Origin of the sequence: Pseudomonas lactucae, from assembly GCF_016937615.1 — a bacterium.
GTDB classification, from domain to species: Bacteria; Pseudomonadota; Gammaproteobacteria; order Pseudomonadales; family Pseudomonadaceae; genus Aquipseudomonas; species Aquipseudomonas lactucae.
The window spans coordinates 1-19,633 of the sequence record NZ_JAFHKI010000107.1; the positions used below are offsets into that span (position 1 = coordinate 1).

The 19,633-nt window shown below is 62.1% G+C and carries 14 protein-coding genes and 3 pseudogenes; 8 read left to right on the forward strand and 9 right to left on the reverse strand.

All coding sequences use genetic code 11. The features are described 5' to 3' along the window. Nucleotides 1-283 precede the first annotated feature (283 nt). From JWR98_RS19750 to pilG, 7 genes and pseudogenes are all read right to left on the reverse strand, one after another. Nucleotides 284-1,828, reverse strand: a complete 1,545-nt coding sequence (locus JWR98_RS19750) for a Fic family protein (RefSeq protein WP_205490988.1) — start codon at nt 1,826-1,828, stop codon at nt 284-286. A 161-nt stretch (nt 1,829-1,989) separates the two neighbouring features. Continuing rightward, entirely contained in the window at nt 1,990-2,445 is a 456-nt protein-coding gene (locus tag JWR98_RS19755) for a chemotaxis protein CheW (protein ID WP_205490989.1), read from the reverse strand. Then, nucleotides 2,438-8,252: pseudogene (locus tag JWR98_RS19760) on the reverse strand (Hpt domain-containing protein). Before JWR98_RS19760 ends, JWR98_RS19755 begins: the two are co-directional and overlap by 8 nt. 51 nt (nt 8,253-8,303) lie before the next feature. After that, a pseudogene (locus tag JWR98_RS19765) lies at nt 8,304-10,354 on the reverse strand (methyl-accepting chemotaxis protein). Further along, entirely contained in the window at nt 10,351-10,875 is a 525-nt protein-coding gene (locus JWR98_RS19770) for a chemotaxis protein CheW (protein ID WP_078735054.1), read from the reverse strand. The pseudogene JWR98_RS19765 and the gene JWR98_RS19770 overlap by 4 nt, the downstream one beginning before the upstream one ends. A gap of 12 nt (nt 10,876-10,887) precedes the next feature. Next, nucleotides 10,888-11,253, reverse strand: a complete 366-nt coding sequence (pilH, locus tag JWR98_RS19775) for a twitching motility response regulator PilH (protein WP_003176670.1) — start codon at nt 11,251-11,253, stop codon at nt 10,888-10,890. Between the two features lie 46 nt (nt 11,254-11,299). Continuing rightward, a complete protein-coding gene (gene pilG, locus JWR98_RS19780) occupies nt 11,300-11,707 on the reverse strand; it encodes a twitching motility response regulator PilG (protein ID WP_003176671.1) in 408 nt (135 codons plus the stop codon). 238 nt (nt 11,708-11,945) lie between these two features. On the opposite strand from pilG, the gene gshB reads away from it, so the two are divergent. The 7 genes from gshB (at nt 11,946) to JWR98_RS19815 (ending at nt 17,889) form a co-directional block, all read left to right on the forward strand. Beyond that, nucleotides 11,946-12,917 carry a glutathione synthase gene (gene gshB / locus JWR98_RS19785; RefSeq protein WP_078735056.1) on the forward strand — a complete coding sequence of 324 codons (972 nt, stop codon included), beginning with the start codon at nt 11,946-11,948 and terminating at the stop codon, nt 12,915-12,917. A gap of 101 nt (nt 12,918-13,018) precedes the next feature. Next, nucleotides 13,019-13,924: an energy transducer TonB gene (locus JWR98_RS19790; RefSeq protein WP_078735247.1), complete on the forward strand. Its 906-nt coding sequence runs from the start codon at nt 13,019-13,021 to the stop codon at nt 13,922-13,924. Nucleotides 13,925-14,002: 78 nt separating this feature from the next. Continuing rightward, complete coding sequence (locus JWR98_RS19795; protein WP_205490990.1) at nt 14,003-14,572, forward strand: YqgE/AlgH family protein; 570 nt, start codon at nt 14,003-14,005, stop codon at nt 14,570-14,572. After that, nucleotides 14,572-15,009: a Holliday junction resolvase RuvX gene (gene ruvX / locus JWR98_RS19800; protein WP_003176676.1), complete on the forward strand. Its 438-nt coding sequence runs from the start codon at nt 14,572-14,574 to the stop codon at nt 15,007-15,009. Before JWR98_RS19795 ends, ruvX begins: the two co-directional genes overlap by 1 nt. A gap of 73 nt (nt 15,010-15,082) precedes the next feature. After that, on the forward strand, nt 15,083-15,589 hold the full coding sequence (gene pyrR / locus JWR98_RS19805; RefSeq protein WP_003176677.1) for a bifunctional pyr operon transcriptional regulator/uracil phosphoribosyltransferase PyrR: 507 nt from the start codon (nt 15,083-15,085) through the stop codon (nt 15,587-15,589). A 24-nt stretch (nt 15,590-15,613) separates the two neighbouring features. Then, nucleotides 15,614-16,618 carry an aspartate carbamoyltransferase catalytic subunit gene (locus JWR98_RS19810; protein WP_078735059.1) on the forward strand — a complete coding sequence of 335 codons (1,005 nt, stop codon included), beginning with the start codon at nt 15,614-15,616 and terminating at the stop codon, nt 16,616-16,618. After that, nucleotides 16,615-17,889 (forward strand): dihydroorotase, encoded by a 1,275-nt coding sequence (locus tag JWR98_RS19815; protein WP_078735060.1) that lies wholly within the window; start codon nt 16,615-16,617, stop codon nt 17,887-17,889. The genes JWR98_RS19810 and JWR98_RS19815 overlap by 4 nt, the downstream gene beginning before the upstream one ends. Nucleotides 17,890-18,017: 128 nt before the next feature. On the opposite strand, the gene JWR98_RS19820 is transcribed toward JWR98_RS19815, so the two are convergent. Beyond that, nucleotides 18,018-18,446 carry an NINE protein gene (locus JWR98_RS19820; RefSeq protein WP_003176680.1) on the reverse strand — a complete coding sequence of 143 codons (429 nt, stop codon included), beginning with the start codon at nt 18,444-18,446 and terminating at the stop codon, nt 18,018-18,020. A gap of 250 nt (nt 18,447-18,696) precedes the next feature. Between JWR98_RS19820 and JWR98_RS19825 the strand changes: the two genes are divergently transcribed. Continuing rightward, nucleotides 18,697-19,335: a C40 family peptidase gene (locus JWR98_RS19825; protein WP_003176681.1), complete on the forward strand. Its 639-nt coding sequence runs from the start codon at nt 18,697-18,699 to the stop codon at nt 19,333-19,335. Between the two features lie 140 nt (nt 19,336-19,475). Here JWR98_RS19825 and JWR98_RS19830 read toward each other — a convergent pair. Then, a pseudogene (locus tag JWR98_RS19830) lies at nt 19,476-19,633 on the reverse strand (twitching motility protein PilT); the annotation flags it as partial.

Genomic DNA, 19,633 nt, shown 5'->3' on the forward strand with positions numbered 1-19,633 from the left:
GCAGCTGTGCGCAGGTGTGCAAGACCGGGCATATCGGACCCCGGCAGACCCCGAGGGATCTCCCGCGCACAGCCGCCATAACAAGTACAGCAAGCATAAAAAACGCCCGCTGAATGGCTATGGGCGTTGGTGCGCCGACATGTAACCGGACTTGCACGTCCGTGTCACCGTTTTTTGCGATGACGGGACGAAGACTAGGCGTGCTGAGCACCCACGACAAGTTCACGCACAGCCCAAAATCTTGCAGGAAAAATCCGAAGGCCATCCACCTTGACCGCCCCAATCACTCTTCGCCACTCCCCACTTCTCGCTCTTCAAATGCCGATCGCACGGCTTCCACAACACGCTCTGTGCGGCCTGCATCGTCCAACTGCGGATAGGCTTTCTTCAGTTTGCCGGATACCTGCCAGCCATTGTCCTTGAGCGAGCGAATGATGCGGTTCGCGTCTTGATCAGGCATTTCAAGCACTTCCTTGAGCCGCTCCTGGGCAAGCTGGAAAGTGATGAGTACACGCGCTTCATCAGCCATCTCGGTGCGGACGGTATGCGCCACGACCTGCGCCGTGTACAACACGTGCTCGGTCAGATCAGGATAGCGCCATGCAAAGTGCGCGTCGTCGTAGTCATCGAAGACCAGGTTGCTTGAGGTGCCGTCTTCGTAGACGGCGACTTTTCCAAAACGATAGGACGCTGCATAGCGTTGCATAAATGGCCGCGAAAACACTTCCAACGTGCGGTCATAACGCGCCCGAAAATCAATCGAACTGGTGATAGTGGCCGATACAGGCAGGATCACGCCCTCCGGCACCGCCGTATCACGGATCAAGATATCGTTGATCAAGAAACGATGAATCCGACCATTGCCATCGCGCATCGGATGGATATACACAAAGGCAAAAGCAATTGCCGCCGCCCGGGCCAACGGTTCGGCGCCGCGTGTGGCCAGCTCGAATGCTTTTAGGCCACCGAGCAAGTGCGGCAGCGCCTCAAAGGCCGGCGCGATGTAGTGCACGATGTCCTCGCGCATCGTCGCCTGCCCCACGAAGACCGGCGAGCGTCGCAGGCCCAGCCCGAGCGCCTCATGCCCCAGAATACCGGCTTGCAACGTGTGCAGGCTGTCGTTACTCAACGGATCCTCGATATGACCACAGTGCTGGGCGATCACATGGGCAAATCGCTGGATCCTGTCGGCCTTATCTGCCTCCCTCTCGATCAGAAAGCTCGAGCGCGACTCCTTGAGGGTCAGCCAACTGGCCGTGCGCATCAGGATGTCGGTGCCAAAGGTTTGGTTCAGCTCGCGCAGGGCCAAACCCAAGTCAAATTGCAGTGCTTCTTGAACAGATTCGGTACGACGAACCAACGGGCAGAATGCTGGCACACCGGGAAGATTATCGTTGATGCGCCAGCGCCGAACCCGCAGCGGTTCAACACGAGTCAAGTAATGCTGTGCAGATACTGCATCGACATAACCGCCATTGGTGACATCCGGCACATCAAGGTGCTTTCCGGTCAGCCACTCATACAGGAATCCCGTGCGGCGAGCATATTGACCAAAAGGCGCCTGCCGGCACCAGGCTTCAACAGGCTTGGGGCCAATAACCGAAAACAGTCGGGCGAAAAATTCGAGGTGGAGGTCTTCGTACTTGAGCCCAAATTCGAAATGCCCTGCGAAGTCGTCCGCCGGCTGGTAGCTGGCAGGATACTTGCGCTCGACATGCCCATCTCTTTCGCGGCTCATCCGTGTCGTACCGATTACCGATTCGACGCGCAGAGGTTGTACCAGCGCGATTCGGTAGCGGTCGGCAAGCGCCTTGAAGCCTACTTGCATTGTCGAGTTCCCTAACGAGAGCTAAAAAATGATAACTATCCGGGGATAGTAAGCGAAAATAATAATTTCACATCCACGAAAAGGCTAATAGCCACTTCAATTTGATAATAAATCCAATATTCGCGTCGAAAACGATAAAAACCATTTGCAGTGTTTTGTGTTCAGGCCAAGCCAGACTCAACCAGTAAGGCTTCGATCCCCATCAAATCCGGCACCTTCGCCACCTGTTCCCCCACTTGCACCGCCGCCAGTTCCAATGGGCACAGCGGCACGTCGACGTAGCTCAATTCACTATCAAGCTTGTAAGAGCGGGGAATCCCCTGAATCACCAACGCAATGAACTTCAACGTCGGTCGCCCGCCCAAGGCGTTCAACACCACAATCCGCGAGCGTTCGCCGGTGACGCAGACCTCACCGCACGCGGCTTCAAAGCTGATCAACGGAATCTGCCGGTCCCGCCATGCCACTTGCCGCAAATACCATGGCGGTGCATCGCTGGCGGGTTCTCCGCGCTGGAAGTCGATGAGTTCGGCAATGGCAACGTTGGGCAGTATCAGGTGCCGGTCCGCCAGGGGCAGCAGCAACCCGGTGAGTTGGCTGGCGCGGTGATCAAGCATGGGACTTGCTCCAGTAGGCGATGCTTTCCAGCAGCACCGACTCTTGGTACGGCTTGCCGAGGTAGTCGTTGACGCCGATCGCCATGGCACGGTCGCGGTGTTTCTGCCCGGTGCGCGAGGTGATCATGATGATCGGCAGGCGCATCAGGCGCGGGTCATTGCGCACCTGGATCGCCACTTCGAAGCCGTCCATGCGCGGCATTTCGATGTCGAGCAGCATCAGGTCCGGGGTGTGTTCTTCAAGCACGGCGAGGGCGTCGATACCGTCCTTGGCGGTGAGCACGTTCATGCCGTTGCGCTCCAGCAGGCGGCTGGTGACTTTGCGCACGGTGACCGAATCGTCCACCACCAGCACCAGCAGCGGGCGCTTTTTCAGCGGGTCGTTGAGGATCAACGGCGCATCCACCGCCTGCGCCGGCAAGGCCGGTGGCCGCGCGCGGATATGCGCCAGCAAATCGATGATCAACACCACGCGGCCGTCGCCCAGGATGGTCGCCCCGGACAAGCCCTGCACTCCGGAAAACTGCGGGCCCAGGCCTTTGACGACAATCTCGCGGGTACCGGCCATGGCATCCACATGCACCGCCACGTGGCGCTCATTGCACTGCACCAGCAGTACCGGCACGGGCTGGTATTGACCCAGTAATTTCGGGCGGCCGACGGTGTGCAGCAGGTCGCCCAGATAGAACAGTTCGTAGCGCTGGCCGGCATATTCGTAGCACGGCGGGTCCTGCTGGTAGTGCCCCGCCAATTCATGGGGCAGCACCCGCACCAGGCCTTCAATGGTGTTGAGCGGGATCGCGTATTGCTCGTCCGCGCATTGCACCATCAGCGCGCGGTTGACCGACACGGTAAAAGGCAGGCGAATGCGAAAGTGCACGCCGGCGCCCGGTGTCGAGTCGATCACCATCGAACCACCGAGCTGGCGCACTTCTTCGTGCACCACGTCCATGCCCACGCCACGCCCGGAAATCTGGGTGATTTTTTCTGCGGTGGAAAAGCCCGGCTGCAGAATGAACTGCAACACGTCGCGGTCGCTCATTTCCTGATGGGGGGCCAGCAAGCCGCGCTTGATCGCCTTGCGCCGCACCGCGTCCAGAGGCACGCCGGCACCGTCGTCGCGCATGTCGAAGACAATGTCGCCACCTTCGTGGGTCAGGTCCAGGGTGATGCGGCCCTTCTCCGGTTTACCGGCCGCCAGGCGCACCTCGCGGGACTCCAGGCCATGGTCGACGGCGTTGCGCAGCATATGCTCCAGCGGCGCCGCCATGCGCTCCAGCACGTTGCGGTCCATCTCGCCCTCGGCGTTGCCGACGATGAACTCCACGTCCTTGCTCAGCTCGCCCGCCACCTGGCGCACGATGCGCTTGAGGCGCGGCAGCATGCGTTCGAACGGCACCATGCGCGTACGCATCAAACCTTCCTGCAGCTCGGTGTTGATGCGCGCCTGTTGCTGCAACAGGTCGTGCGCGTCTTCGTTACGCCGGTCGAGGGTGTCCTTGAGGTCGAGCAGGTCGGAGGCCGACTCGGACAGCGCACGGGACAGCTGTTGCAGCTGCGAATGGCGGTCCATTTCCAGCGGATCGAATTCCTCGTACAGGCGCTCGGCCTCGGCCTGCTGACGGCTGAGGATGCGGCCCTGGGTTTCGCTGTCGAGGCGGCGCAGTTGGTCGCGCATGCGTTCGATGGTGGTCTCGACCTCATGCAGGGCGATGCGCGCGTCATTGACTTGCTGTTCGATGCGCCCCCGGAAGATCGAGGTCTCACCGGCCAGGTTGACCAGGTCGTCCAGCAGCTCGGCGGAGATTTTTACCATGTCGGCAGCCGGATCAACCGCCGCTTCGACCTTGCCCGCCGGCAATGCCACCGGCAGCACAGGCTCGCCGCTGGGGTGCACCAGGCTTTTGATACGTTCGATGAGCTTGTCCACCGAGCCCACCGGCAAGCCATCCGCCACGGCATCGATCATCTGCGCCAGGCGGTCATGACAGCTCTGCAATAACGCAAACAGCTCGGGGGACAGCGCGAGCGAGCCAGCGGACAGCCCTTCGTAGAGAAACTCCAGTTCATGGGCCAGGTCGCCAATCGGGCCGATCTCGACCATCCGTGCGCCACCCTTGAGGGTGTGCAGGTCGCGCAGCAGGGTTTCGACCTCCTGGCGACTGTTCGGCTCGGCCTGCCAGCGCAGCAAGGCGGCGCCTGAGCTGTCGAGGATGTCGGCGGCCTCTTCGAGGAAAATCTCCAGCAGCTCCGGATCGGCGCTGGACGTTTCCGGCGCCGCGGCTGCCGGTGCCGGCGGGCCGGCCTGGCGCAGTTCGCGCAACTTGCCGACCAGCTCGGCGCTGTCGCTCAAGGGCTGCTGCCGTTGCAGCTCGTCCAGTTGCAAGGCCAGGCGCTCATGGCTGGCCATCAGCACCTGTGAGAGCTCGGTGGAGTAGCTGTAGCGACGGTCTACCAGGCCTTCATAGAGGCATTCCAACTCGTGGGCCAACTCGCCCACCGGGTCGATTTCGGCCATGCGCGCCCCGCCCTTGAGGGTGTGCAGGTCGCGCTGCAGCGAGGACAACGGTGCCGCGTTTTCCGGCGCCAGTAACCAACGTTTGAGGGCCTGACCGGCGCTGTCGAGGATGTCCACGGCTTCTTCGAGGAAGATCTCGACGATCTCGTCATCCATTGCCGTTTCGTGATTCAACCGCGCCGTGACGGCGCCCAGCTCGGCGATGTCCGGGGCGCGCTGGCCGTCGCCCTTGATCAGCCCGGTGGCGGACGGGTCCAGAGCGCCATCCAGCAGTTCGCGCAGGGCCTGCACACGTGCCGGCGCCGGGCCGATTTCCTGGCCGGCGGCCAGTTGATCGAGCATATTGATCAGCGCTTCATGGGCTTGTTCGACCTCCTGGAAAAACCGCGCGCTGACCGCCAGGCTGCTTTCTTCCACTGCGCCGTAAAGATCGAGCAAGGCTTCACACAACGCATCGATGGCGTGCAGGTCGGCGTCGTGCGCGCCCTCCCCCAGCGTGGTCAGTTCATCCAGCAATGCCGTGAGTTCCTGGCGCTCGCCTGGGTGTTGTTGCCAGCGGCGCAACAGACTCTCGGCATCGAGCAGGATGTCCATGCCCTGGGCCAGGAAGTTGGCGATCAGTTGGGGGTCGCGCTTGATGCGCAGGCCGGTGTTGGGGGCGTCGAGCAGCGCCGCCAACTGATGGTCGAGCAAGGCTTGAGTACGGTCGATCAAGTCTTGCGCGCCCTTGATCGGCACCCGCGGTCGCGGTCCAGCTGGCGCAACCCTTGCTGAAACAGGCCCTCGGCGTCGAGCAGCAACTCCACTTCATCCAGGTCCAACGGCAAGCGATGGGCCTTGTATTCGCGGGTCAGGTGGTCCAGCGGGCGTACCAGCTCGGCGATCGGCAACACGCCGGCCATGTAGGCGCTGCCCTTGAGGGTGTGCAGGGCGCGTTGCAACTCATCGCTGACTTGCAGCGGCACATGCTCGGCAGCCTGGCGCAAGAAGTGGTTGAGGCTGTCCAGGTGGCTCTGGGCTTCATTGCGGAAGATCTCCAGCAGCATCGGGTCGTGGGGCTCGGCAGCCGACACGGCGACACCGTTGGCCAACGCGTGGGCGCGGGCGGCCAGGGCATCGACTTCGTTGCGCTGGCGTTGGTCGTTAGTCGCAAAGTCGGCGATCAGTTCCGGCAGCAGGGCCACCGCTTCGTCCAACACCTGTTGTATCTGCGGGCCTGGGGCCACGCTGCGTTCCAGCACGCGGTTAAGCAGGTTTTCCACGGCCCAGGCCAGCTCCGCCAGCACCAGGGCGCGCACCATGCGGCCACTGCCTTTCAACGTGTGGAAGGCGCGGCGCATTTCGCCCTGGGCGGTTTTGTCGGCACTGTTGGGCAGGTGGCGGTGCAACACTTCAAGCACTTCGTCGGTTTCTTCGAGGAAGACTTCACGCAGCTCATCGTCGACAGGCGCTTCATCGGCCGGCGGCGGCAGCAGGCTACCGGGGCGCTGCAAGGCCGGCGGGTTGAGGCGCGATGTGGGGTTGGCCAGCGCATCGTACTGGGACTGGCTGGGCGCGGTCTCGCCCGACAACGCGCCATCGGGCGCCACCAGCGCCTGACGCCAGGGTTTCTCCGCCGGCAAGTAGCCCAGCGCCGCCAGGCTTTGGGTGGCCAGTTCCAGCACCTGCTCGCCGCAAGCATCGGGGTCCTGGAGCATACGTTCGAGGTAGTACTCCAGGCCGCTGATCACGTCAGCGAAATGCCCCAACTGCGTCTCGGACGGCGGGGCGTCATTGACCATCAACTGCTCATCGACATAATCGGTGCAGCCGCGCATCAGGCTCGCCGCACGGGGCAAGGGGATCATTGCCAGCGCACCGCGCACCTGGCTCAGCAGCTCAGGCACGGACTCCAGACGCTGAAGGTCCCAGTCGGCTTCGAGACAATCGATCACCAGTTCCTTGGCCTGGCGCAGACATTGGCAGGACTCACGGATCACCAATTGGTGAATCTGGGTCAGGTCGGTGGTGGGCAGGCGGCTTTCTTCACGACTGTCCGGCTCGACGGTGCCGGCCATTCCGGCCAGAGTGGCTTCCACATAGAGCAGCGCGCCGGCCACATCCATCAGCACCGCGTCGTTGGGTTCGCGTTGGCCTTGAGCCAGGCTGAGCACGACCGCCAACTGGTCGATGATCACTTTGCGCGGCTGGCCGAATCCCAGCACCGCCAGGGTATCGGCGATCTGCCGCAACGGCGCCAGCAGCGCATCGAGGTCGTCGATGTGTTGGCGGTCACTGCGCACGAACAGGTCGAGACGCTCCTTGACCCGTACCAATTCCTCGCACAAAGCACCGAGCACCGAGCCCATGGCATTGCGGTCCGGCCCGGCCAAACGTGCGCGCTCAGCGTCGACCACGGCACTGTCGGGCAACGCCTCGTCCAGGCCGTAGCGTTCCTTGAGGCTTTGCATGCGCGGCGTCGGCCGGGTGACTTTGGCCACGTAGAACAACAGGCTTTTGAGCAATTCATCGGCGCCGGCTGGTTGATGCCGTCAATACTCTGGGCCAGCAGGCGCTTGAGTTGCTTGCCGCTGGCCTTGAGCAGGCTGCGCAGTGCCGGGCTGTTGGCGACCACGCCGGTGAGCATGCCCTCGACCAGCGCCGAGGTGACCTGCCACAAAGGCAACAACGGCGCGCCCTGGCACAGCGCTTCGAGGCGGGCGAACACCCGCGCCATGTCTTCCAGGTTGCTTGGGCCGTGGTCTTCACGCAACAACCCGGCGAGGGCCTGTTGCAGCAGTTGATGCCATTGGCGCAGTTGCTCGTGAAGGTCCGGCACCGCGCGCCGGGCCAGGGCCTCGTCGGGCAGCGGCGCAATCGACAGCAGTTGTGGGCTGAACAGGCTGGTTTCCGACAATAGGCTTTCACCGCGGGCGCTGCGCAGGTCGTTGAGCAGCGGCAGGACAACCAGCGGCAAGTCGCGGCGAGCGCTGTGCACGCGGTCGAGGTACAGCGGCAATTGGCCGAGGGCTTGTTGCAGCAGGCGGATGCTTTCGTCGCGCTGACTCACCTGCCCGGCCTGGAGCGCCAAGGCCAGTTCCTCGATCTCTTCGGCCAGCAGCGCCGCGCCGTAGAACTCGACCATTTGCAGCGCGCCGTGCACCTGGTGGATACCGGCCAGGCACAGGCCGATCACGTCATCGTCATGGGTTTCGACAAACGCATCCAGCGCTGAACGGGCCTGTTTCAGGGTTTCGGCAATGTCGCCCTTGACCCATTCGAGGGCCACGTAGTCGTGCCGGTCAACCATAACTGCTCCGCTTGGAATTCGTGGGTGTTCTTGAAACAGTTGGATCGCATTTCAATCATCAGCCTGTTTGGGCGGTGGAAGGGTGAAGCCCGACACGACCTGCGTAACTGGCTGGCCATCTTCGCCAGATTGCCGATGCTTTCCGCCGTGGCGGTCGACCCCGACGATGTCTGCGTGGTGATCTGCTGGATCACGTTCATGGTCAGCGAGATCTGCCCTGCCGACGAGGTCTGTTGCTGCGCCGCGTTGGAGATGCTCTGGATCAGCGCCGCGAGGGTTTTCGACACGCCTTCGATTTCTTCCAGCGCCACGCCCGCATCCTGGGCCAGCCGGGCGCCGCGCACCACTTCGGTGGTGGTCTGCTCCATGGAGATCACCGCTTCGTTGGTGTCGGCCTGGATCGCCCGCACCAGGGTCTCGATCTGCCGGGTGGCCGCCGATGAGCGTTCGGCCAGGCGCTGCACCTCATCGGCCACCACCGCAAAACCACGCCCGGCATCGCCGGCCATGCTCGCCTGGATCGCCGCGTTGAGGGCCAGGATGTTGGTCTGCTCGGCAATGTCGTCGATCAGGCTGACGATGTCGCCGATCTCCTGGGACGATTCGCCCAGGCGCTTGATGCGCTTGGCGGTGTCCTGGATCTGTTCGCGAATATTGTCCATGCCGTGGATGGTGTTGTGCACCACCTCGTTGCCCTTGTTGGCGATCTCTACCGAACGCTCCGCCACCGCAGAGGATTCGGCGGCGTTGGCCGACACCTGGTCGATGGACTGAGCCATCTGGTTGATCGCAGTGGACGCTTCGGCGATCTGCTGGGCCTGATGCTCCGAGGCTTGGGCCAGGTGCATGGCGGTGGCCTGGGTATCCTGCACCGCGCCGGCTACCTGGCCGGCGGTGAGGTTGATCGTCGCGACCAGATCACGCAACTGGTCGACGGAATAGTTGATGGAATCGGCGATGGTGCCGGTGAAATCTTCGGTGACCGAGGCGGTCACGGTGAGGTCGCCGTCGGCCAGGTCTTCGATTTCATCGAGCAGACGCATGATCGCGTTCTGGTTGCGCTCGTTCTTCTCGGCGGTCTCGTGCAGTTGGCGGTTGGTCTCGCGCACCATCACCAGACCGATCAGGATGATCGAGGTCAACGCCAGCAAGCCCAGCACATAACCGCCGATGGTGTCGAAACTGCGCCCGCTGGCCAGGTTTTCGAAACCGGTGGCCAAGTGCGAGGCCTCATCGAGCAGGGTTTGCGACAGGTTGAAAATATTGCTCGCCGAGGCGCGTACCTGGAACAACTGCGGCGAGGTTTCGAGGATTTCATCCACGGAGCCGGAGACGAATTCGAACAGTTCGGCGATTTCCGTCAGCCGCGCGCGGGCGTCATGGTCTTCGACTTGGGTGATGCGCAGGCCCGGGTTGCCGTTGAGCATGCCGTTGAGCACCTGACCGAAACGCGCTGCATCGCGGCCAAAGGCATCAGCGGCCTGCACGGCGGTCTCATCACCCGCCAGTACCGTGTTGACCGCGCCCAGAATACGCTCGGCCAGCAGCGACTGGCGCTGGGCCAGAGCCACTTGGCTGGCCGGTGCACCGCGCTGCAGCAGGATGTCGACGACTTTTTCCGACTCCATCTGCAATTGCGGCACGGTTTCGGCCAGGGTCGCCGCCACTTGGTGCAAGGACAGCACGGTCTGTTCGCTGGCGAGGATCGCGTCAGTGTTTTTCAGCAGGGCTTCCCAGTCGGTCTGCACCGCGCGCATTTCGGCGCGTACCGCACCGGGCGCCGCCGGCAGGCCGGTGGCCGGATCGCCTTTTTTCAGGTAACCCCAGCGCTGGGCGAAGTCGTTGCGCGCCTCCCCCAGCAGTTTGAACGCCGCCGCCTTGCCGGCGGCGGCTTCGGTGGCGTTCTTGGCTATACGTTGCGACAGCACACGCAGTTCACCGGCGTGGCCGATGTATTGCTTGTCGTAGGTGGACTGGGTGTTGAGGTACGCGAAGTTGGCGAACAACAGCATGATGAACACGATCAGGGCGATAAACAGCACGATGATCTGTGAACGGCTGCGCGAGCCGGCCTGGGGTTTGGGTGCGGTAACGGTGGTCATGCGGCGACATCCATGAAGCCTGGGGCCTTGGCCAGAGCGAAGGGGCTGAAGACCTGCCACGGTGGGTCGCCGTCGAACCGGCCCTGGATAAACGGCGCGCCGGGGCCGGCGTTGGCCAGCAAAGCGTCTTGTGCGAAATGCTGCATCCCCACCACCTCGTCCACCAGCAGCCCGACAAACAGATCGTTGTATTCCACCACCAGCACGCGCCGTTGCCTGCGTGGCTTGGACAAGGCAAGACCGAGGAAACCACCCAGGTCCATCACCGGCAGCAAGCGCCCGCGCAGGTTGGCCACGCCCCTGACCCAGGCCTTGACCCCGGGCGTCAGCGTACAGCGAGGCTCATGCAGCACTTCGGCGATTTCGCCCATCGGCGCCACGTACCACTGATCACCCAGGCGAAAACCGATACCGCTCCAGCGCTGCAGGCGGGTTTCCTGGGACGGCAGGTCGGCGGCCAGCAGGCGGCAGCGGCGGTCGATGTCCAGCAACAGCTCGAAGGCGGTTTGCGACTCGGTCATGATCGCGAACCTTTAACCGGCCAGCACCTTGTTCAGGGTGGCGATCAGGGTTTCTTCATCCACAGGCTTGGTCAGGTAGTCCTTGGCGCCTTGGCGTGCTCCCCAGATTTTGTCGGTTTCCTGATCTTTGGTAGTGATGATAATAATCGGGATAGCGTTGGTTTCCGGCTCCTTGGAAAGCTGCCGGGTGGCTTGGAAGCCATTGAGACCCGGCATCACGATGTCCATCAGGACCGCATCGGGCTTTTCCTGACGGGCCAGGGCCACGCCGTCCGCGCCGTTTTCGGCCTTGAGCACCTGGTGACCATGCTTTTCCAGCATGCCGGTGAGTTTGTACATTTCAGTCGGCGAATCGTCGACGATCAGAACGCGTGCCATGGTTTTCCCCGCTACATTGGTCGGCGCCAGCCCTTGTGAGGCGGCGTCAGTGTGCTTGTTCTACTGCTGCGAACCCCGGCACATAGGCCTTGATCGCGCTCAGCAGTTCTTCCTTGCTGAAAGGCTTGGTCAAAAACTGATCGACACCCACGATGCGCCCCTTGGCCTTGTCGAACAGGCCGTCCTTGGAGGACAGCATGATCACCGGGATCGACTTGAACGCCGGGTTGTTCTTCACCAGGGCGCAGGTCTGATAGCCATCCAGGCGCGGCATCATGATGTCGACAAAGATAATGTGCGGGTGATGATCAACAATCCGGGCCAGGGCATCGAAACCGTCGATGGCCGTGATGACATCGCAGCCCACGTTCTTCAACAGCGTCTCGGCGGTGCGGCGGATGGTTTTCGAATCGTCGATCACCATCACTCTCAAGGCGTTGGAATGCTGTTCCATAGTTGCTCTACCATCGCCACAGCGAATCGGTTTTCGGTGTGTACTGCCTGATGCTTCACAGGATGAGCGCCGCAAGCCATGCAATTCAGGGGCTGCTGCGCCGTGGGAGTCTTTTTAGCACAGTCTCGGGGAGCAATCTATCGAGGCACCCGCCCGGTGGTTTTTCCTTGACCCACAACAGCCGCAGCGCCACTCTGACGCCACTTTTATGCGCCCAATTTGCCAGAGGAAATCCCCCATGAGCGTTCGCGTCGGCATTGTCATGGACCCTATTGCCAGCATTTCCTATAAAAAGGACAGCTCGCTGGCCATGCTCCTGGCCGCCCAGGCCCGCGGCTGGAGCCTGTTCTATATGGAACAGCGCGACCTTTACCAGGGCGACGGCGAGGCCCGCGCACGCATGCGCCCGCTGCAGGTGTTCGCCAACCCTGAGAAGTGGTTCGAACTGCAAGACGAAATCGACAGCCCGTTGAGCGACCTGGATGTGATCCTGATGCGCAAGGACCCGCCGTTCGACATGGAGTTTGTCTACTCCACCTACCTGCTGGAGCAGGCCGAGCGCGCCGGTGTGCTGATCGTCAACAAGCCGCAGAGCCTGCGCGACTGCAACGAAAAGCTGTTCGCCACGCTCTTCCCGCAGTGCACGCCGCCGACCGTGGTCAGCCGCCGCGCCGATGTGCTGCGTGAATTTGCCGCCAAGCACGGCGATGTGATCCTCAAGCCGCTGGACGGCATGGGTGGCACCTCGATCTTCCGTCACCGCGCTGGCGACCCGAACCTGTCGGTGATCCTGGAGACCCTGACCGCCCTGGGCACCCAGCAGATCATGGGCCAGGCCTACCTGCCGGCGATCAAGGACGGCGACAAACGCATTCTGATGATCGACGGCGAACCGGTGGATTACTGCCTGGCGCGGATCCCGGCGGCGGGCGAGACCCGTGGCAACCTGGCGGCAGGTGGTCGTGGCGAAGCACGGCCGTTGTCGGACAAGGACCGCTGGATCGCCAGCCAGGTCGGCCCGATCTTGCGCGAAAAAGGCCTGTTGTTTGTAGGCCTGGACGTCATTGGTGAACACCTCACCGAAATCAACGTCACCAGCCCCACCTGTATCCGTGAGATCGACAATGCTTTCGGCACCAATATCGGGGAAATGCTAATGGCTGTTATTGCCAAAAAGCTGCAAGTTGCAAGCTCCAAGCCGCAGGTTTAAGGCAAACCGCGTTTAACCTTGCAGCTTGTAACTTGTCGCTTGAAGCTAAAAACCAACATTGCGCTATCATGCCGAACCCCGATACAAGCGATGTTGTTTTTATGCCTCTGCCGTCCGATCTGCCCCCCGAACTCTCCCACCGCGGCGTGCGCCCGGCTGATCGGCTCGGATTTACCCTGTTCCTGGCCGCATTGCTTCACCTGGCCTTGCTCCTCGGGGTGGGGTTCACCCTGGTCGAACCCAAGCAGATCACCAAGACCCTGGAAATCACCCTCGCCACGTTCAAGAGCGAAAAGAAGCCTGAAAAAGCGGACTTTCTCGCTCAGGACAACCAGCAAGGCAGCGGCACCCTGGACAAGAAAGCCGTGCCCAAGACCACTGAAGTGGCGCCGTTCCAGGACAACAAGGTGAATAAAGTCACGCCGCCTCCGGCGCCCAAGCCCGAGGTCAAGCAGGCCACGCCCAAGCCTGCGGTGGCCACCGTCGCGCCCAAGCCGCAAAAAGCCCCGACCCAGCGCGAGAAGACCAAGACCGAGCCGACGCCTGAACCGGTGAAGCCGGCGCCGACCTTCGACAGCTCGACGCTGTCCGACGAAATTTCCAGCCTGGAAGCCGAGCTGGCCCATGAGCAACAGCTGTACGCCAAGCGCCCGCGCATCTACCGCTTGAATGCCGCGTCGACCATGCGCGACAAAGGTGCCTGGTATAAGGACGAGTGGCGCAAGAAAGTCGAGCGCATCGGCAACCTCAACTACCCCGAAGAGGCCCGTCGCCAGCAGATTTATGGCAATTTGCGCCTGCTGGTGTCGATCAACCGCGACGGCACGTTATATGAGGTGCAGGTGCTCGAGTCCTCCGGGCAACCGCTGCTGGACCAGGCCGCCCAGCGCATCGTGCGCCTGGCCGCGCCTTTCGCGCCGTTCAGCGGTGACCTGAACGACGTGGACCGCCTGGAAATCATCCGCACCTGGAAATTCGCCAAGGGCGATCGGCTCTCAAGCAACTGACCGCTCACTACAGAAGCCTGCTCACAACACACTAACTCCAGCTTGTCAGTTCGCCCCTCCAACGCCACACTAGCGGACATGAAAAATGTCAGCCCGACCTACCTCAAGCACCAATTCCTGATCGCCATGCCCCATATGGCCGACCCGAACTTTGCGCAGACCTTGACCTACATCGTCGAGCACACGGCCAACGGTGCCATGGGGTTGGTGGTGAACCGCCCGCAGGAGCTGAACCTGGCCGATATCCTCGAGCAACTGCGCCCAGAGATCGAGCCGCCGGCCCGTTGCCAGCATGTGCCGATCTACATCGGCGGGCCGGTGCAGACCGATCGCGGTTTTGTGCTGCACCCGACCGGGCCGACGTTCCAGGCCACGGTGGACCTGGACGGTGTGTCGCTGTCCACCTCCCAGGACGTGTTGTTTGCGATTGCCGATGGCGTAGGCCCCGAGCAAAGTGTCATCACCCTGGGCTACGCCGGCTGGGAAGCCGGGCAACTGGAAGCCGAACTGGCCAGCAATGCCTGGCTGACCTGCCCGTTCGACGCCGACATCCTGTTCAACACTGCCAGCGAACTGCGCCTGGAAGCGGCCGCCGCCAAGCTGCGGATCAACCTCAGCCTGTTGACCAGCCAGGCGGGGCACGCTTGATGGCCTTGCGTCTGATCCTGGGTTTTGACTACGGCACCAAACAGATCGGCGTTGCGGTCGGCCAGGTCATCACCGGCCAGGCCCGCGAACTGTGCACCCTCAAGGCCCAGAACGGCATACCGGACTGGAACCAGGTCGAAGCCCTGATCAAGGAATGGAAGCCCGACGCCGTGGTGGTCGGTCTGCCTTTGAATATGGATGGCACCCCCAGCGACATGTGCCTGCGCGCCGAAAAGTTCGCCCGCCGCCTCAACGGCCGCTACAACATCCCCTTCTATACCCACGATGAACGCCTTACCACCTTTGAAGCCAAGGGTGAGCGACGTGACCGTGGCGGGCAGAAGGGCAGCTACCGCGACAACCCCGTGGATGCCATTGCCGCCGCCTTGCTGTTGCAGGGCTGGCTGGATGAAAACACCGCTTTATTTGAATCCTGACTGACGCGGCTTGCCGCGTCTTCTTACGTTTGAGCCCGGAACTTGCCTACAGCAAGGCCTTGAAGGAGCCACCATGAGCCTGCCCAATCCCGCCGAACTGATCAGCCAGATGGCGATACGCCTCAAGGCGCACCTGGAACACCGTGGCATCAGCGAGCCGCGCTTTATCGGCATTCGCACCGGTGGTGTGTGGGTGGCCCAGGCGCTGCTGGAAGCACTGGGCAGCGATTCGCCCCTGGGCACTCTGGACGTATCCTTCTACCGCGACGACTTCAGCCAGAACGGCCTGCACCCGCAGGTGCAACCCTCGGCCCTGCCCTTCGAGGTCGAAGGCCAGCACCTGGTACTGATCGACGACGTGCTGATGAGCGGCCGCACCATCCGCGCGGCCATGAACGAACTGTTCGATTACGGCCGCCCGGCCAGCATCACGCTGGTGTGCCTGCTCGATCTGGATGCTGGCGAACTGCCGATCAGCCCGGATGTGGTCGGCGCCACGCTGTCGCTGCAACCCCACCAGCGGGTAAAATTGTCCGGTCCCACGCCGCTCGAACTCGAACTGCAAGACCTTGCCCTTTAAACCGCCTTGTAAAGAGTCCCCGCGATGACGCCTCTAGATGCCAAGCGCCCGCTGCAGCTCAATGCTCAGGGCCAGTTGCAACATTTCTTGTCCCTCGACGGTTTGCCCCGCGAACTGCTCACCGAGATCCTCGACACCGCCGACTCCTTCCTCGAAGTCGGTGGCCGGGCGGTGAAGAAGGTCCCGCTGCTGCGCGGCAAAACCATCTGCAACGTGTTCTTCGAGAACTCCACGCGCACCCGCACCACCTTTGAACTGGCCGCCCAGCGGCTGTCGGCCGACGTGATCACACTGAACGTGTCCACCTCGTCGGCGAGCAAGGGTGAGACCCTGCTCGACACCCTGCGCAACCTGGAAGCCATGGCCGCCGACATGTTCGTGGTGCGCCACGGCGACTCCGGCGCCGCGCATTTCATCGCCGAGCACGTTTGCCCGCAGGTGGCGATCATCAACGGTGGCGACGGCCGTCACGCCCATCCGACCCAGGGCATGCTCGACATGCTCACCATCCGTCGGCACAAGGGCAGCTTTGAAAACCTCTCGGTGGCCATCGTCGGCGACATCCTGCACTCGCGGGTGGCGCGTTCGAACATGCTCGCGCTCAAAGCCCTGGGGTGCCCGGATATCCGCGTGATCGCACCGAAAACCCTGCTGCCTATCGGTATCGAGCAGTACGGCGTGAAGGTCTACACCGACATGGCCATGGGCCTCAAGGATGTGGACGTGGTGATCATGCTGCGCCTGCAACGCGAGCGCATGGCCGGTGGCCTACTGCCGAGCGAAGGTGAGTTCTACCGCCTGTTCGGCCTCACCACCGCACGCCTGGCCGGCGCCAAGCCGGATGCCATCGTGATGCACCCGGGCCCGATCAACCGAGGGGTGGAGATAGAGTCGGCGGTGGCCGACGGTAACCAATCGGTGATCCTCAACCAGGTCACCTACGGCATCGCCGTGCGCATGGCGGTGTTGTCCATGGCCATGAGCGGGCAAACCGCGCAACGTCAATTCGAGCAGGAGAACGCCCAGTGAAGCTCAGCATTCTTGGCGCGCGCGTTATCGATCCGGTAACGGGCCTGGACGCCGTTACCGACCTTCATCTGGAAGCCGGCAAGATCATCGCTATCGGCGCCGCCCCCGGCGGTTTCAGTGCGGTTGAGACCCTTGATGCCACCGGCCTGGTGGCCGCCCCTGGGCTGGTAGACCTGAACGTCGCCCTGCGCGAACCGGGTTACAGCCGCAAAGGCAGCATCGCCAGCGAAACCCGTGCCGCTGCGGCCGGCGGCGTGACCAGCCTGTGCTGCCCGCCGCACACCAAGCCGGTGCTGGACACCTCAGCCGTGACCGAACTGATCCTCGACCGCGCCCGTGAAGCCGGCAATTGCAAAGTGTTCCCCATCGGCGCCCTGAGCAAAGGCCTCGAAGGCGAACAGCTGGCAGAACTCATTGCACTGCGCGACGCCGGCTGCGTGGCGTTCGGCAACGGCCTGCAAGGTTTCCGCAGTACACGCACCCTGTGCCGCGCCCTGGAATACGCGGCCACCTTCGATTTGACGGTGATTTTCCATTCCCAGGACCGCGACCTGGCCGAAGGTGGCCTGGCCCATGAGGGCGCCGTGGCCAGCTTCCTCGGCCTGCCGGGCATTCCGGAAACCGCCGAAACCGTGGCCCTGGCCCGCGACCTGTTGCTGGTGGAGCAAAGCGGCGTGCGCGCGCACTTCAGCCAGTTGACCAGCGCCCGTGGTGTGGCCCTGATCGCCCAGGCCCAGGCCCGTGGCCTGCCAGTGACGGCGGATGTGGCGCTGTATCAATTGATTCTGACGGACGACGCGCTGATCGACTTCTCCAGCCTGTACCACGTGCAGCCGCCGCTGCGCACCCTGGCCGACCGCGAGGGTTTGCGCGCGGCAGTGAAGTCCGGTGTGGTCTCGGCGATTTCCAGCCACCACCAGCCCCACGAGCGCGACGCCAAGCTGGCGCCGTTTGGCGCGACAGAACCGGGCATCAGCAGCGTCGAGCTGTTGCTGCCGTTGGCCATGACGTTGGTAGAGGATGGTTTGCTGGACTTGCCGACGCTGCTGGCACGCTTGAGCGCCGGCCCGGCTGAGGCGTTGCGCCTGCCGGCGGGTAAATTGGCGGTGGGTGCGGCGGCGGATCTGGTGCTGTTTGATCCGGCCAGTTCCACGATTGTCGGGGAACACTGGCTGTCGAAGGGCGAAAACTGCCCGTTCATCGGGCATAGCCTGCCGGCGACGGTGCGTTACACCTTGGTGGATGGGCGGATCAGCTACCAGGCGCTCTAAAGCGGACACAGTAAATGTGGGAGGGGCTTGCCCCCGATAGCGGTGGATCAGTCAGCTTATTTGTATCTGACCCACTGCAATCGGGAGCAAGCCCCCTCCCACATTTGGTTCTCCATTTGGCTGAGAGATCAGCGCCCGCCATTGCGCTCGGCATTGCGGATCGAAATCTGCGTATTCAACGTCCAGAAGTCATATAGCACGCCGACCAGGAACAAACCGCCGGTCAGCAGGTAGATCAGGCCAGAGATCCACTTGCCCTGGTACATGCGGTGCACGCCGAATACCCCGAGAAACGCTAATAGGATCCAGGCCACGTTGTATTCGATGGGCCCGGCGGTAAAGCGCAGGTCGGCTTCACGGTCCATGGCCGGGATCAGAAACAGGTCGATCAGCCAGCCGATACCCAAAAGCCCCAGGGTGAAAAACCAGATCGTACCGGTGACGGGCTTGCCGTAATAAAAGCGATGCGCCCCGGTAAATCCGAAAATCCATAGCAGGTAGCCAATCACCTTGCTGTGGGTGTCTTGATGCGGGCCAACCTGTTGATAGGTGTTCATGGAGTACCTCATTTGGGTCGATAGATAAATTTTTTCACTTTCTTTGTGACTTTTTTACAAGCGCCCGACGTACGGTAAATGGTATCTTCCCTGCCCTGAAAGCCTTATGCCACCTGACCTGTGTAGGACAATTGCGGCGAATCGTCGCGTTTTTCCTGATTTTGACCCCAAGGTTCAGTCGACAAACGGCCTGAGAACGGCACAAAAAGCTGTTATAAAGTTGCGCGCAAACCCATAAGAGCCACGCCTAATGCGACCATTTTTCAAGACATGGCTAACCATTTGCCTATTAATGCCATTGGCCGCCCACGCCACCAATCGTGAGCAACGACTTCCGAACGTTAACGGTTTCACCCCTAAAGTTCACAGCACACCCAGCACCGCCAAGTCGGTAAAGCCGACCGTCAGCCGCCCGACTCAACTGAGCAAGGCCCACGGTAAAGCAGCTCCCGGCCTGATGGCTGTCAACACCAAGCAAAGCAGCACCGTCCTCAGCCGCGCCGTCAATGTGCTCGGTACACCTTATCGTTGGGGCGGCAGCAGCCCAAGTAAAGGGTTCGACTGCAGCGGCCTGGTGAAATATGCGTTTAACGACGTAAAAGCCGTGGATTTGCCGCGCACCTCCAATGCCATGGCCGCCGGCCACGGGCAGAAGGTGGATCGCAAGGATTTGAAGCCGGGCGACCTGCTGTTCTTCAAACTCAAGAGCCGCCAGGTGAACCACGTTGCCATCTACCTGGGCAACGACCGCTTCATCCACGCACCGCGTCGTGGCAAGTCGGTGAGCATCGACACGCTGAAAAAGCCGTTCTGGGACAAGAACTACGTAATTGCCAAGCGGGTTCTGCCCAAAGAGCAGAACAGCAACCTGCGGATCGTGCAACGCTGATCTTCAGCTGAAATGCAGTAACCAATGTGGGAGGGGGCTTGCCCCCGATAGCGGTGGATCAGTCAGCTTATCTGTAGCTGACCCACTGGCAATCGGGGGCAAGCCCCCTCCCACATTTGATTTTCGTTGGCTGCAAGACCTCATATGTCTGCAGGCACCCGCGCCTTCTCCCGCGCCTCTTCCCGGCTGATCACGCCTTGCGTGACCAACGCCTTCAAACTCATATCCAGCGTTTTCATCCCCAGCGCCCCACCCGTCTGGATCGCCGAGACCATCTGCGCCACCTTGTCCTCGCGGA

What these genes read in the sequence shown, in the direction of transcription:
- JWR98_RS19750 (WP_205490988.1), bottom strand. Translation starts at nt 1,828, where the DNA reads ATGCAAGTAGGCTTCAAGGCGCTTGCCGACCGCTACCGAATCGCGCTG.
- JWR98_RS19755 (WP_205490989.1), bottom strand. Translation starts at nt 2,445, where the DNA reads ATGCTTGATCACCGCGCCAGCCAACTCACCGGGTTGCTGCTGCCCCTG.
- JWR98_RS19770 (WP_078735054.1), bottom strand. Translation starts at nt 10,875, where the DNA reads ATGACCGAGTCGCAAACCGCCTTCGAGCTGTTGCTGGACATCGACCGC.
- pilH (WP_003176670.1), bottom strand. Translation starts at nt 11,253, where the DNA reads ATGGCACGCGTTCTGATCGTCGACGATTCGCCGACTGAAATGTACAAA.
- pilG (WP_003176671.1), bottom strand. Translation starts at nt 11,707, where the DNA reads ATGGAACAGCATTCCAACGCCTTGAGAGTGATGGTGATCGACGATTCG.
- gshB (WP_078735056.1), top strand. Translation starts at nt 11,946, where the DNA reads ATGAGCGTTCGCGTCGGCATTGTCATGGACCCTATTGCCAGCATTTCC.
- JWR98_RS19790 (WP_078735247.1), top strand. Translation starts at nt 13,019, where the DNA reads ATGCCTCTGCCGTCCGATCTGCCCCCCGAACTCTCCCACCGCGGCGTG.
- JWR98_RS19795 (WP_205490990.1), top strand. Translation starts at nt 14,003, where the DNA reads ATGAAAAATGTCAGCCCGACCTACCTCAAGCACCAATTCCTGATCGCC.
- ruvX (WP_003176676.1), top strand. Translation starts at nt 14,572, where the DNA reads ATGGCCTTGCGTCTGATCCTGGGTTTTGACTACGGCACCAAACAGATC.
- pyrR (WP_003176677.1), top strand. Translation starts at nt 15,083, where the DNA reads ATGAGCCTGCCCAATCCCGCCGAACTGATCAGCCAGATGGCGATACGC.
- JWR98_RS19810 (WP_078735059.1), top strand. Translation starts at nt 15,614, where the DNA reads ATGACGCCTCTAGATGCCAAGCGCCCGCTGCAGCTCAATGCTCAGGGC.
- JWR98_RS19820 (WP_003176680.1), bottom strand. Translation starts at nt 18,446, where the DNA reads ATGAACACCTATCAACAGGTTGGCCCGCATCAAGACACCCACAGCAAG.
- JWR98_RS19825 (WP_003176681.1), top strand. Translation starts at nt 18,697, where the DNA reads ATGCGACCATTTTTCAAGACATGGCTAACCATTTGCCTATTAATGCCA.